Origin of the sequence: Sphingobacterium sp. B16(2022) (assembly GCF_012030425.1) — a bacterium.
Classification (GTDB): domain Bacteria; phylum Bacteroidota; class Bacteroidia; order Sphingobacteriales; family Sphingobacteriaceae; genus Sphingobacterium; species Sphingobacterium anhuiense.
The window spans coordinates 882,052-896,594 of sequence record NZ_JAAUVN010000003.1; the positions used below are offsets into that span (position 1 = coordinate 882,052).

Annotated in this window: 8 protein-coding genes; 3 read left to right on the plus strand and 5 right to left on the minus strand. The window is 35.7% G+C overall.

All coding sequences use genetic code 11. The annotated features are described in order from the left end of the window. Positions 1 to 148 precede the first annotated feature (148 nt). The gene (locus HCX49_RS18130; protein ID WP_232789374.1) at positions 149 to 2,989 is read right to left on the minus strand and encodes an outer membrane beta-barrel protein; all 2,841 of its coding nucleotides are present in this window, start codon (positions 2,987 to 2,989) and stop codon (positions 149 to 151) included. Between the two features lie 431 nt (positions 2,990 to 3,420). On the opposite strand from HCX49_RS18130, the gene HCX49_RS18135 reads away from it, so the two are divergent. Next, a complete protein-coding gene (locus HCX49_RS18135) occupies positions 3,421 to 4,017 on the plus strand; it encodes a ribonuclease HII (protein ID WP_132770006.1) in 597 nt (198 codons plus the stop codon). 35 nt (positions 4,018 to 4,052) lie between these two features. Here the strand turns inward: HCX49_RS18135 and HCX49_RS18140 are convergent, their stop codons facing one another. The 4 genes from HCX49_RS18140 to HCX49_RS18155 all read right to left on the minus strand — a co-directional run bounded on the left by HCX49_RS18140 (position 4,053) and on the right by HCX49_RS18155 (position 10,993). Beyond that, a complete protein-coding gene (locus tag HCX49_RS18140) occupies positions 4,053 to 6,530 on the minus strand; it encodes a YfhO family protein (RefSeq protein ID WP_168127817.1) in 2,478 nt (825 codons plus the stop codon). Positions 6,531 to 6,623: 93 nt separating this feature from the next. Then, positions 6,624 to 7,310, minus strand: coding sequence for a potassium channel family protein (locus tag HCX49_RS18145; protein ID WP_132770008.1), 687 nt, complete (start codon positions 7,308 to 7,310; stop codon positions 6,624 to 6,626). 10 nt (positions 7,311 to 7,320) lie between these two features. Further along, a complete protein-coding gene (locus tag HCX49_RS18150) occupies positions 7,321 to 9,042 on the minus strand; it encodes a TrkH family potassium uptake protein (RefSeq protein WP_237682845.1) in 1,722 nt (573 codons plus the stop codon). Positions 9,043 to 9,187: 145 nt separating this feature from the next. Continuing rightward, positions 9,188 to 10,993 carry a hypothetical protein gene (locus tag HCX49_RS18155; protein WP_168127818.1) on the minus strand — a complete coding sequence of 602 codons (1,806 nt, stop codon included), beginning with the start codon at positions 10,991 to 10,993 and terminating at the stop codon, positions 9,188 to 9,190. A gap of 268 nt (positions 10,994 to 11,261) precedes the next feature. On the opposite strand from HCX49_RS18155, the gene HCX49_RS18160 reads away from it, so the two are divergent. Next, positions 11,262 to 12,161: a hypothetical protein gene (locus HCX49_RS18160; protein ID WP_231577846.1), complete on the plus strand. Its 900-nt coding sequence runs from the start codon at positions 11,262 to 11,264 to the stop codon at positions 12,159 to 12,161. Continuing rightward, the gene (locus tag HCX49_RS18165) at positions 12,127 to 14,538 is read left to right on the plus strand and encodes a hypothetical protein (protein ID WP_168127819.1); all 2,412 of its coding nucleotides are present in this window, start codon (positions 12,127 to 12,129) and stop codon (positions 14,536 to 14,538) included. The genes HCX49_RS18160 and HCX49_RS18165 overlap by 35 nt, the downstream gene beginning before the upstream one ends. Positions 14,539 to 14,543: the final 5 nt, after the last annotated feature.

Sequence of the window (14,543 nt, forward strand, 5' to 3'; positions counted from 1 at the left end):
AGTGGCAAAAATAACTAAATAAAAACAGTCGAATTCTATAACAGTCGAAAAATGACGTGGATGGGATATAGCACCAAACAAAAAATGGTTCTGATCTTACGATCAGAACCATTTTATCCACTTGTTTTTCGATAGGTAGGTGGTAAGCTTACATGCGTGGCGGGCGCATGCCTCCATGACCGCCACCATCTCCTGTCGGAGAGCCTAATGCAAATTTTTGAAATTTATATGTGAATAATAGCATAAAGTAACGTCCCAATCTATTAGTACGACTATCGACAACCATAGATTCACTAACTGTTCTGGAAACATTTGTTTGCTCATTTAAGAGGTCAAATGCCTGTAAGCGCACTGTTCCACGCTGACCTTTTAAAAACTTTTGTTCCACATAAGTATTGATGATAAATGGATTAGCATTTATACCATCCCCATAACCCTGATTGAATTGTTTTGACAAATCCGCCCCGAAAATTGTGGTAGGGGTAATATTTACAGAACCAATTAAGGTTGGTGTCCAAGATGAAATATTAGTGGTTCTATTTGTTAATGAATTTTCAGTATGATTATATTGATACCTAACTCCAGGATTAATCTCCAGATTCTCTGAAGGATTATATCGCAACATTAATCCTTGATTGAATACAATATTTCTAGACACATTTTTCAAACCAATATTATCAAGACTATCTGTTGATGAATAGCCTATTCTTTTGTTATAAGAAACACCTCCCATCAACATGATGTTATACGTCTTTTCTTTCAAAGATTTACCATAATGATAGAAGGAACTAATTCCAAATGGATGATCATTTGATTCATTGAGATAGCGCGTCTCAGAAATTAAAGTAGTATCGACTCCTCCTGTATTACTATTCTTTAAACGGCCCAAATATGATTTATTTAAACTTACAATTTTATTTTCTGCTAAATTTGCATTTACAAAAGCAAAGAAATTATTTCCCTTCTGAAAATCATTTTTACGAAATCTAATATTCATTTGATGATTAAACTCGGGATTTAGATTCGCATTACCCATAACAATACTGGTACGGTTGGTACTCATATCAAACGGAAGAATCTGTGTTACTGATGGCTCAGTTGTTGATCCACTATAATTTAGGGAAATATTAGATTGGCGCGAAAATTTGTATTCAAACCGTGCAATTGGCATCCAGTTCAAGTTATTACGATGAATAGGTACAGATAAATCTGAACTCAAGGCACTACCTCTTAATTGAGACGGTTGCGCGGCCGCACCAATGGAATAAGTTACTTTTTCTCCACTATACAAATAATTAGCTCCAACTCTATGCGTTGTGAACGAGTAGTCATAATTATAATCAAAGTTCAATTTAGGATCGTTAAGAATCTCATTTTCATCTTTATCATAACCCTGTTGTTGGTTTGAATTATCATATTTATTCTTATTGAAGTCATATGTAAATTCTAATTTACCGTTCTTTGACAAAGGTTCTGTGTAGTTCAATGAACCTCCCGCATTCCAACTCTTATTTTTTGCTTCTTGGATAGTTTTCTCGTAGATTGAATTTAAAGAGGCATCAGCATTATTAGGATCTTCCAATAATCGTTGTAATATTGCATTTTGATCCTTATCTGTTTTGGCGTTATTATAATTCATATTCATGAAAATATTACGGCCATTTTCATTCAACTTACGATTATATAAACCACTTATACCATAACGCGGGGCCGTTGAATTTGAAAAAATACTTTGATCTTGCGAATTATTAAATTCCTCATTTCTAAAAGTAATCGAATTTGTTACTGTATTCGCATCACCATCATCAAATCCAAACTGAGGTGTTATTTTAATATAATCCTTTGTCGATGGTTTCCATTCCAGATTGGCCTCGAAACGATGACTGGCACCAATATTATTTGAGTTTGACTTTATACTATCATTTTGCGTGATACCTCTCAAGGTAATCTCTTGAAATTGCTCGGACAAAGTAGTATTATCACTATGACTGTAGCTATAGCTTCCATAAACAGTCAGCTTATCCGAAAAATCTTTCCTTGCATTCAAACCAATTGAGCCCAATTTTGTCAAACCATCTGATCCACCAAACATACCGCCACCTCGACGACCTCCACCACCTTGTTGACGGCGAGCTCCCCCACCGGTAGTATTAAAATCAAATAATGGTGCATTTGTATTATTAAGATTTCCTAAAATAGAAATCTGCTCTCCTTCTCTCATACCCATCCACATACCGGTAGCTTGATAACGGTCTTCTGTACCGTAACCAGCACGTAAAGTTGCCATTTGCCCTTTATTATATTTGGGATCAATCTGGATATTCAAAACTTTCTCCGAATCACCATTTTTGTTGCCTGTTATATTGGCCATATCTCCATAGTCATCAACAATCTGCATCTTCTCAATGATATTGGCAGGAAGATTCTGTGTTGCAGTTTTGACATCCCCACCAAAGAAATCTTTACCGTTAATGCGTACACGTTTCACGGATTCACCTTGAGCAGTTACATTACCGTCTTTATCCACCTCAACTCCCTGTAATTTCTTCAACGCATCTTCGGCCACAGATCCATCTCGTAATTTTAGATCCTTCATGGTATATTCCAATGTATCACCTTTAACAACAATAGTCGGCACACCATCAATAACCACTTCTTCCAATAATTCTGAGGCCGGCTTTAATGTAAAGCTTGGAATAATGTATTTACTTTCTCCTTCCGGATAGGTAAACTCTTGCTCAAATCTTTCAAAACCTAAGTTTGAAACAGAAATTTTAAACTTACTCGCCTTTACATTATTAAAAATAAATATACCGGCAATCGAAGAACTGGTTACTAGGGAATCTTGATCTGAAATCAATTTTACTGAAGCTCCAGCGACAACACGAATCTTGTCATCTTTCAACATCCCTTGAACGGATTTCGTCTGTCCTTGAGCAACCCAGCTCAATAACATACTGCAAAATAAAAGGAAAGTAATCCTCATCATATACATCTTTTTGTAATTATCGGTTCTTATTCTGTGTGGTAATCCCACCAGGCTCAAATAAATCAACCCAATCTTCCCATTCATCTCATGATACGCTGTACTGAATCTTTCTAACATAAAGAATAAAGCCAACAGGTAAACAACGATCGTATACAGCACAGGGTTATATTCATTTGATACTTATACAAAAGAAGAAAATAGTAGTGTTAATAAACGTAAAACCTAAATTTTAACATAATAGTTACAATAAAACCTAATTTCACGACAGTTGGCGGGCTAATAAAAACTTTTTAAAGATGAATCGAAGTATAAAAAATCGTTCGCATTTTGTTCAAAAAATCAAATACCACAATTCATATATAAAGCTACTATAAACACATCCTTTTGCTATTAATAATATATTGTATTTTTGCTACTCAAAAATAAATAAAATGCTATTATCATATTTTCAAGATGAGTTTATAGAGGCGGGTTGTGATGAGGCTGGGAGAGGTTGTTTGGCGGGGCCAGTTTTTGCTGCTGCAGTGATTTTCCCAAAAGACTACCATCATGAAGTATTAAATGACTCCAAGCAGCTTAGTGCAAAAAAAAGAATGCAATTGCGCAGTATTATAGAGCAGGAGGCTTTAGCATATGCAGTAGCTAGCGTTTCCGCAGAAGAGATTGATCGGATAAATATTCATAATGCCTCTTATGTCGCCATGCATCGAGCTCTGGATCAATTAAAATTAAAAGCCGAGTACATTTTAGTCGATGGTAATAAATTTATTCCCTATCAGGAAATCCCCCATAATTGTATTGTTAAAGGTGACGGAAAATATTTATCTATTGCGGCAGCATCCATCTTAGCTAAAACGTACCGTGATGATTATATGGACAATATTGCAAAAGATTATCCTGAGTATGATTGGCTAAACAATAAGGGCTACCCTACAGTCAAGCACAGAAGTGCAGTACTTGCCAGAGGAATAACACCACATCATAGAAAAACCTTTAGAATAACTGATCCACAGCTCAAGTTATTCTAAAGGTTTTTAAAAAATTATTTTTAGCAACAATCTTTCTAGATTGTTGCTTTTTTATTCTTTTTGATTGAGAAGTAAATTGCAACAGCAATCCCTAATCCTAAAATTATGGACGCAATTAATGTCAATATATTACCGAGCTTATGAGATGCCGGATCGAAAATAAACTCGACCTTATGATTCCCACCTGGTAATTGTAATGCTCTCAGAATATAGTCAGCACGTATAATTGGCACCTCTTTACCGTCAACAAAAGCCTTCCAGCCTTTTTCATAATATACCTCAGAGAATACAGCAAATGCATCTGTAGGAGTAGAATATTCATAAACCATTTTATCAGGATGGTAAGAAGTCAGCTTTATCGATGCATTAACGGGCAAACCTAAACGTTTACCGTCAAATTTATCTTTAAATTCTTCACTAACAAAAGCCTCTTTTGAAGGAGTGAAACTACCAATCGCCTGCATCTCCTGCGCATTGTCTTTAACAAATGTTACTTGATCAACAAACCAGGCATTTCCAGCAGCAGAACTTCTACGTTGTATCCGTTGCCCCTTTTGTTCATCTCCTGTAATGACATAACGGACATTAAACATATCCAACACGTCTTCGTTTATAGCTCCATTAAATTGGTTCTCCAAAATCTCCTGAAACCGCATCAATTTCGCAGCATGGTAACCACCTAAAGATTTATGATAATATGACGCACGGGCATCTGAAAATGGATTTGTGGTTAAATCAATGACACGGTAACTCAAATCCTTGTCCATACGAATCAATTGATCGACCTCCCGCTCTTGAAAAGCCTGACCTGTTACCATGCGTTTCTCTACAAATGATTTGTCATTTAAAAAGCGCTTATCGACACTCCAGAGATCAAACAGAAAAACAACCGCCAATCCAATAATCAAAACATTTGCAGAAAGCTTCATCTTAATAAAAAACCATACTGCTAAAAAGGTAATCAAAACGATGGCAAAAGAACGATACGCATCTGCACTCGCCACTGCCGAACGATCTTTTATTAAATTGTTTAACCACTGATTTGCAACTGCCTGATCACCGACCTGGCTTGTCAGTTGCTCCAGCAATTGCACATCCTCTTTCTTTTTAAAACTTAAAAATAGATCTGGTACAAAAGCAACAAGTAAACAAATAGCACCTAATCCGATAAAAGTATACAGTACTTTCTTATCTAATTTCTCAATTTTATCTGCCTTTGTGATCAACTCATTCAACGTTAACACCGCCATCAATGGAATCAAAATTGCCGCGATCACCAATATCGACTCGACCGCTCTGAACTTATTGTACATCGGGAAGTAGTCAAAGAATATGTCTGAAACCAATGTAAAATTCTTTCCGAACGACAGCAATAAAATTAGGACAGTTGTTGTAAGAATCCACCATTTTAGTCTATTGTTGACAATAAATAGACCTAAAATGAAAAGAAACAATACACCAGCTCCAAAATACCATGGACCAGAAGTAAATGGTTTGTCTCCCCAATAAACCGGCATTCTACTTGCGAATTCACCTGCCTGAACAGTGCTCATTCCCTGTGCTCCAAAAGTAGACTGCAAAAACTTTGCGACATTAGACTTTTCATCCAAAATACCACTATTTCCTCCTCCATACGCATTCGGAATCAAAAATGTCAATGTTTCTCCTACACCTTGGCTCCATTCGTAAGCATATTGTTTATCTAATCCCTTTTCTTTCGAGGCATCCACTTTAGTAATATTGGCGTGACCGCGTGTACTTAATTTACTGTACTCATAAGTCGGAATTAAAATCGAAGCATTCACTAAAATAGCGACAATTACTGCAGCCAACTGTAAACCCGAAGCAATAAAAAACTCCTTGATCTTTTTATCACGAATGGCGTATACCAAGGCAAAGATTACATAAACCATCAATGCGATAAGCATATAATAAGTCATTTGTAAATGGTTGACACGGATCTCAAGAGCCATAAATAAGGCCAACAGAACTGGGCCCCAAACTCTGCTCCCTCTAAAGCACATGATCACCGCTCCTATGACAGCAGGAATAAAAGCAATAGCATACGCTTTTGTGACGTGTCCAGCTTCGATATAAATAAAATTATAAGATGTAAACGCAATAGCAACGGCGCCTAATGCGGCTAGCCATGGTCGAACACGTAATACACTCAATAAGAAATACCCTCCCAATAAATAAAATAAAACGATATCAATGGGTTGTGGAAAAACGGTTTTGACCGCCGCTAAGATATAGGTTCCAATATTATTTTCACTTGCAGACCAGATTTGATAAGTGGGCATGCCACCAAACATTGAATTTGTCCACAACGGAGCTTTTCCATCTTGAGCTTTATAATCGAACATTTCCTTCTGTGCAGCTTGAGCCTGCACAACATCACTTTGTGCCAAAGTCTGCCCTTGCCACACTGGAGTAAAATAAAAGAATACAAGCGCTACAAAAATCGCTATCACGATAAGATGTGCTGAATTTTCCTTAAACCAATTTTTCATTTATATTATTAGGTTATTAAAACTTACGAAAACCAAAAATATACATTTGATTTTACAATTTATATTATTTTCCAAACCCAAGACTTATTTCTCCTATTCCCCTTTTTGGATAAGCTTATTAATATTCGACAATTCACCAAAAAGAACCAATATATCCCCTTCTTCCAATAATGTTTCCGAAGTCGCTATACCCGAAGCCTCCTTAATTTCTTTCTTTTTGATGCTATCTTTTACCTCGGTTATCTTGAGTGTTGTCATGACGATCACTTTAAAAAGATTAGTTAGGTTAGCTTCACGAAGGGTCATTCCAACATATTTTGATGGAACTTTTGTCTCAATAATACTGTATTTTTCAGATACTTTGAATGAATCTACAATATCAATATTGTCCAAACGCATCGCTAGCCTTTCTGCAGCCTCTTCCTCTGGCATAATGTATTCGGCGATTTCCATTGCTTCAAGCACTGTTTTCTGAAGGTCCGAAACAATTCTTCCTATGATTCGCTTTACTTTTAATTGTTTCATTAAAGCTACTGTTAGCAATGAAGCTCCTTCATCCTCTCCAATAGCAATAATAACGGCATGGCAGTCCTTAAGCGGTAAAGATGATACTGCCTCCCGGTCTGTTGTATCCAGACAGACCGTATGTGTTACTTTATCTTTTAATTGCTCAACAATAATCAGACTTTTATCCGCCCCGATCACCTCATGCCCCAATTCTGTCAAATGAACTGCAAGTGATCGTCCAAAATGCCCTAGTCCTAAAACGATATATTTCATATAAATTCGATTAATAGAGTATCTTTTCCTCTGGAAAAGTGTAATTTCTTCGTGTTATATTTTTAATAAAAGCCACCAATAATGTCAATGTACCGACACGACCGACAAACATCGTCATCATTACAATAAATTTACCTGCAACACTCAAAGATGGTGTAATTCCCAAGCTCAGCCCACAGGTCGTATAGGCAGATACTGCCTCAAATAACAATGCTTTAAAACTCTTATCAGGATCTGAAAAAACCAGCAGCATAAAACTCACACCGATCGTAAATAGCGACAATAGAATAATGGCAAATGCTTTATGTACAGATTCGCCTGCGATCCGTCTTTTAAAAAGTTCAATATGCTCTTTTCCTCTTGCCAAAGCAATGATATTCATTATAGACACCGCAATGGTCGTAACTTTAACACCACCACCAGTGGAACCAGGAGATGCTCCTACCCACATGAGTAGGATAATTAACAAGACTGTGGGCATGGATACAAATGAGAGATCAACACTATTAAATCCAGCCGAACGCGAAGCATTGGCCATAAAAAATGAGGTTATCCACTCGCCCATCTGCCCCTGTTCCAAAGAAAGAGTCTTGTTCCGCTCTAACAGAAAAAAGAATATTGTTGCCAACACAACGACAACCGCATTACACGCCAGCACTAATTTTGAATTAAAACTGAAGTTCCAAGCTTTATGCTTATAATTCTTCTTCGTCACCAACCGATGATACCAGTAAATACAAGAATCTTTTACATAGGAATAAATATTCAATACGATCCCAAAACCCAATCCACCTAGTATAAATAATACAGACAAAGCCAATTGGAAGTTGTAATTAAATTTATAGCCATCATTGGTGATTCCATCCGTTAGGATCGAAAAACCAGCATTACAAAAAGAAGATACAGAATGAAAAATAGCGAAAAACACCTGATTTCCCAGAGAAGGAAAAAGAGTTGCATCTAGCGTGCTAAAGATTAATAAAGCACCGAGAAGTTCAAATAATAATGTAATAAAAATTATCGTGAGAAGTGTTTTAACCACCGATCCCACTTTATTTTCACCAAGAATTTCGCCAAACATCAATTGATTCTTGAACGAAAAACCACCTGAAAAGAAGTATCCGAAAAAACCGGTAAAAGTCATAATTCCCAATCCACCAATCTGGATCAACACCAGAATAATTGTTTGTCCAAAGAGAGAAAAGTTAGTTGAAATATCTGTCACCGATAGTCCCGTAATACATACAGCACTTGTCGCCATAAATAGTGCATCAATAAAACTCAAAGGGGCTTCTATTGTTGTTCGGGGCAACATCAACAAAACAGTACCGATAAGAATCAATGCAAAAAAACTGATAACAAATAAAATAGTGGGATTAAAATAGAAGTTATCAAAAAACAAGGTACTCTTGGAAAGCTCTGCAATAAACACCAGATAAATACCTAGATAGATCCACTGATCTTTACCGAAAAGATCAACTGCGGGAACACTTGCAAATCGCGCTATTATGATTAAAGCAAAATAGCTTAGGATCACCAGCCCTGAATAATGTTCTACTTCAATTCTTTTCAACGCAAAAATAGAAGAAGCTGTACGAAGTCCTGTCATGATGAACAAAACATAGAACATTGCATTAATGATATGATCGAGGAGGTTTGCAAGATTTGGATCTCTTACATAGCCCACATTGAAAATAACGGCAAAAGTACAGATCATGCTGACATAAAACATGATTTGATCTACAATGCTATTCTTATACTTAAAGACGAATTTTAAAAAACTCAATATTGACCCCATCTGTCACAAACATACTGATAACTTAGGAAAAACAGAACTTCCTGCCCCGATGATCATATTTCACGTGAAACCCTCTTTTTTATTCGGCGACTTTGCTCTCTTCGTCACCTTTTTTCTTCTTAAAAAGCTTCGATACAAAACTTTTCGTTTTGCCAACAACAGTATTGGCTTTCTCTACTGTATGTTGTGCGCGGTCAGCAGTACGCATTAATTTAGCTTCCCGCTCCTTGCTAAGCCCCACACATTGCTTTATTCCATCCAATAGACTTTGCCAAAGGGTCTTAAAAAAAGTGTGGTCAGCATGCCTATGCCAATTGACCTTTCCAATAATATATTCTCCAGAAAGGTTTGGATTACTACCGTTAACCAAAAGTTCATTCACCAGTAAAGAGATAAAACCTTTTCTTTTAACAGTCCCATCTTCTTTCTTCTCTAAAATGGTGATTTTTAGATCATCATAATCAAAATTAAACTTTCCCCAATTTCTGTGATCGGTTGCTTCCATATCAAAAGCTATTTTTTTGATATTTCCCGAGGCTATTTCTACATTTAAGAGCGGCTTTAAAATTTTATTAAAGGCTGGTGCCTGCATTGCTCCTACTGTTCCTTTATAAGTATGAAAACCTGTTTTCGATGTCATATCAAATCCGAATAAAACATGTAAACGCCCACTATTCATCACTTTTGTCAGAACATCGACACGCATCCACTTATTTTTAGCCAGACTTGAAACATCATTGGTCATGTTACTAATAGTCGCATAACTCTTATCGAAGGTAATCTTCCCGACCTGGTTATATTTACCACTTAACTCCGAATAGCTTATATCAGCATTTTGTACCAATACCGTATCTATTGCTAATTGCGTTTTCATATGCATTAAAGCTTGATGCGGAGATCTTCCAACTTTATTTACAGGTGTTGATTTATAATGCTTGTCCGAATAAATATCCAAGAGTCCATTTTTCAGTTGCGCTTTTCCTGCATAGATCTTCTTATTACGTAACAAACTATTAAAATCAAAAGATTCAAAACGAACCGTGTCGAATTTCATGACAACATAGCTTCCTCCTTTACCCTTTGCTTTATAATAGGCCGACTTACCCAAAATAGGTTGGTAAGCCACCTTTGTCAACATGATATTACGATCCCTAGTATTGATTTTTAATTGATCAAAATCAACCTTATAAAATCCATCAGGAGTTTTATAAGTAAATGCAGGAACTTCTATATCAACCATTTTGGTATGATAGAAACGTGTCGCATCGGAAATTGATGTCGAGTCGACCAAAACATCCTGAATCTTTATATTGACTTTCTTGATCTCAAAATCTTGGTAGATACTTTTTTGAATCTGCGAATATTTAAAATTGACCTTATTCAAATCGATTCCGGTTATGCGGATTCTTTTTAGGGTATTCTTTATTTTATCATATAAGGGTTTACTCTTTTCTGTAGATGCTGTATCATTATAGGAATGATACTTATTGATCATATGGACACTCGGAGTATCTAAAACGACATTCTTTAAATAAAGCTCTTTATTCAGCAGCATATTCCGTATAGAGAAATTACGAAATTTTAATTTGGCGACTTCGATTTGAAAACGATTATCAGGAGCTTTATTTATTCCTTCTAGTCGCGCATAAACATTGCTGTCCGAGCGTAAAACCAGATTGCTTATCGTTACATTTCCTAAAGCAAGATTAATATCCAAGTCATCATAATCAACCGTGTACAAACTATCGGTAGATGCGAGCACTATTTCTCTGAATTTTTGGTCTACAATTGGCTTCCAATGCACACTAAAATACCAAACAACCCCACCAAGCACAATCAACAGTATTACGAAAATACCGATTATCCATTTCCAAACAGCCTTCATGTAAAACGCGCTCCTCTTTTAGTAAATTTATTTGGTTATTTTTATCTAATACAAAACAACTTATTAATACTTTTGTTTGATTTTCAATAAAAGTAGATTAGTATCGATTCTTTCACTTGGTCCCAAATTCATGACACCATATAAAATAAAGCTGTTCTTCTGTATCTCGCTTAGTATAATATTACACATTTCCTGTCAAAAAAAAGAACCCTCCGTAGGCTTTTATTATTGGAAGACAAACTATAAGTCCGACACCTTATCACAAAAGATGATACAAGATCTAAAATCAAATACATTATTCGTTCGTATAATGGATATTGATTTTACTGATGGGGGTATTGAGCCCGTTCCCATCTCTCCAATTTCTTTTGAAAAAACTCTTCCATCAAATCAAACACTTGTGCCTGTTGTATTTATCAACCAAAGAATATTTACAGAATTAGATAGTCTCCAGATTAGAGGACTTGCACATAAAATGATACCTTTTGTATCTGAAAAGGCTAAACAATCCGGAAAAGAAGACTTTAAAGAATTACAGATTGATTGCGACTGGACTAAAAGCTCCCGTGATAAATTTTTCTATCTGCTAGAATACCTACAAAAGATACCTGAATTAAATGAAGTGACGATAACCACGACATTAAGGCTTCATCAAGTTAAAAATATTCAGTCCAGTGGTATACCTCCTGTAAAAAGAGCAACACTGATGTGCTATAATATGGGAAATTTAAGACAATTTGGAGATCATAATTCTATTTTAAATCAGCAAGATTTAACAACTTACCTGAGTGGAACTCTTAAAGACTATCCTTTAGAATTAGATATTGCTTTACCCCTATTCGATTGGTATGTAGCCTTTCGCGATCATCAATATATTGGTATTTCTAAGTATATCGACAAGAGCGATTTGGATGATAAATCACTCTTTACAAGAAATCCAAAGACGGAATTATTTATTCTGAACCAGGACTTACAAAAAGCGAATCTAAAAAAAGGAGATGTGATCCGTCATGAATTTATAACGAAGGAACAGTTAATTGCAACCGCCAAATTTTTAAATAAAGAACTTCAAGGAAAAGAGAAAAGAATCATCTTCTACCATTTGGCCCCAGAAGTTTTATCGAACTATAATTATGCAGATTTACAAGAAGTTATTGCTGCTTTTTAGCGCTACATTTATGCTCTATTTCAGTGAAATTGCGATTAATATCGCTTGTGGTCCCGAAATAGACCCTTATGACAATCAACAGACCTATTTCCTACCAAATCTGGAAGATAATAGCTACTCCGCTTTTCAGTTTATTCCCTATCAATTTCTATATACAGAACAGGAACCTGTACTGGAAGCGTCTGTAAATGTTACAGACTGGGTCAATCATTTAGGAAAAAATGTGAAACCAGATGATCTATACGCAGTCATGTACCAATCAAACCCGGAAACAATACAGGTTTTAAAGAATACAGCAATCCTGGATAATCTTCCAGATTCACTTCGAAATAACACATTTATTCAAAGTCTATTTCTTCCTAAAAATAAAAAGGAACTCGCTTACTTTCATTTTACAAAAGAGCAAGAACCTGTCACCAATATTGCACAAGACCCTTGGAGTCCTGATGAGCGTAATTTCGATGAAATAAAGCAATTTGCGCTTGAGGCAGAAAGTAAAATTTCGGTCCATAAGAACAATAGTTTCTTATTATTACGTTACGCATATCAAGCGGCAAGATTATTTCTTTTTGCTAAAGAATATGAAAAAAGCATCACCGTTTATGATAAATACATCGCTCGGTCAAAACTGAAATCTCCCGTATTAGGTTGGGCATTATCCAATTATGCAGGTGCTGTCAGGAAAAATGGTGAACCTGCAAAAGCTGCCTTTTTATTTTCTAGCGTATTTACGCTATCGCCCGAAAGAAGAATACTCGCGTACAACAATTTTCATTATATACAAGCAACTGATGCTGAAATTTTTGCCTATACCAAAACTAAAGCAGACAAATTCAATATCAATGCAATCATCGGTTTCAACAACCCAAATAGTACTATTGAATATCTCGAAAACTGTTATAAGCTGGATCCTGCTAATACTATAAATGCCGTACTCCTCACACGGGAGGTTAACAAAATAGAAAATTTCTTCATTAAAGACCATACATTAGGTTATAATATGTCGCAGTGGTATCATGATGAAAACAAAGAAGAAATTCAAAAACACCTCCAAAACATCCGAGAACTTGCGCTAACCATGTATAAGGATAAAAAATATATTCAACCACAAATAGGCTTAGTTACAGCGGCCTACTTGAGTTGGCTCAATGCCGAAAATGATCTCGCAAAAAAATACTTAAAGATGGTAGAGCCCAAATCTTTAAATGAAAATCTGAAAGATCAGTTACGCATTACAGAAATGTTAACCTTATTGACAGATTGGGAAAAAGAAAAATCCTTAGATGAAAATCAATTGATTGCAACACTGAAGTGGTTGCAGGAAAAAGCTAAGAAGGAAAAAAACATGGAAAACAATAATTCATGGAGTTCTTTTGAGAATGGTTCTTACAGTCTCATTTCAAAAAACATCATACAAAATATCGTTGTTAACCAATACCTTACCAAAGGAGATACCGCACTGGCAAGTTTAGCAGCAGTAAAGGGAGATATTTTTTATAACCATGGATACGTTAATGACACACTTGAAAACAACATGCAATACAGTACCATTCGGTTTTGGCAAGAAGATTTAACTCCCAAAACCTTAATACAAGTTCAAAGGTATATACAGTCTCCTGAAAAACAGACGAAAATGGTCCAGTTTCTACTTGAAGATATTAAAAAAGTAAACAGTAATTATTTAACTGAATTGATAGGGACAGCATATTTAAGAGAATTAGACTTTACAAATGCCGTAAAAACTTTCAAAAATTTACCAGGAACCTATAAATCAAAAGAATACAGCAATTGGTATGCGGAAGAAACAATTGCTCCAAATCCATTTATCGTTACGATCAATGATTATCCTAAAAAGATTGGACAATCAAGTATGACAAAACTTGAATATGCAGCTCGAATGCTCAAGTACCAGACATTAATAAAGGATGAACAAAACAATGGTAAAAAAGCCGATTACTATTTTCATATGGCTAATGGCATATATCAAACAAGCACCTATGGTAATGCCTGGTCTTTAGTATCGTACAGTTGGTCATCATATGACAACAATGCCAAACCAGACAGGTATTGGGAAAGAAACTACAAACAGGCAAAAACTGCAAAAGAGTGGTACCTAAAAGCTCGAGAATTGGCTACAAGCCTGGACTTTAAAGCCAAGTGTACCTTTATGCTAGCAAAGTGCGAACAGAAAGACTTCGAGTTAAAAGACGACATGAGATGGACATACTATGAAAATAGTAGTGAAAACCCATTTTACAAGTTCTCATTACATAATAAATACTTTCATCAATTAAAATCACAATACAGTAAGACTGCATTTTACCAAACTGCAGTCCACGAATGTACTTATTTAAGAGACTTTATAGCCAGTAAATAATACAT

What these genes read in the sequence shown, in the direction of transcription:
- HCX49_RS18130 (WP_232789374.1), bottom strand. Translation starts at nt 2,989, where the DNA reads ATGATGAGGATTACTTTCCTTTTATTTTGCAGTATGTTATTGAGCTGG.
- HCX49_RS18135 (WP_132770006.1), top strand. Translation starts at nt 3,421, where the DNA reads ATGCTATTATCATATTTTCAAGATGAGTTTATAGAGGCGGGTTGTGAT.
- HCX49_RS18140 (WP_168127817.1), bottom strand. Translation starts at nt 6,530, where the DNA reads ATGAAAAATTGGTTTAAGGAAAATTCAGCACATCTTATCGTGATAGCG.
- HCX49_RS18145 (WP_132770008.1), bottom strand. Translation starts at nt 7,310, where the DNA reads ATGAAATATATCGTTTTAGGACTAGGGCATTTTGGACGATCACTTGCA.
- HCX49_RS18150 (WP_237682845.1), bottom strand. Translation starts at nt 9,042, where the DNA reads ATGTTTTATGTCAGCATGATCTGTACTTTTGCCGTTATTTTCAATGTG.
- HCX49_RS18155 (WP_168127818.1), bottom strand. Translation starts at nt 10,993, where the DNA reads ATGAAGGCTGTTTGGAAATGGATAATCGGTATTTTCGTAATACTGTTG.
- HCX49_RS18160 (WP_231577846.1), top strand. Translation starts at nt 11,262, where the DNA reads ATGATACAAGATCTAAAATCAAATACATTATTCGTTCGTATAATGGAT.
- HCX49_RS18165 (WP_168127819.1), top strand. Translation starts at nt 12,127, where the DNA reads ATGCAGATTTACAAGAAGTTATTGCTGCTTTTTAGCGCTACATTTATG.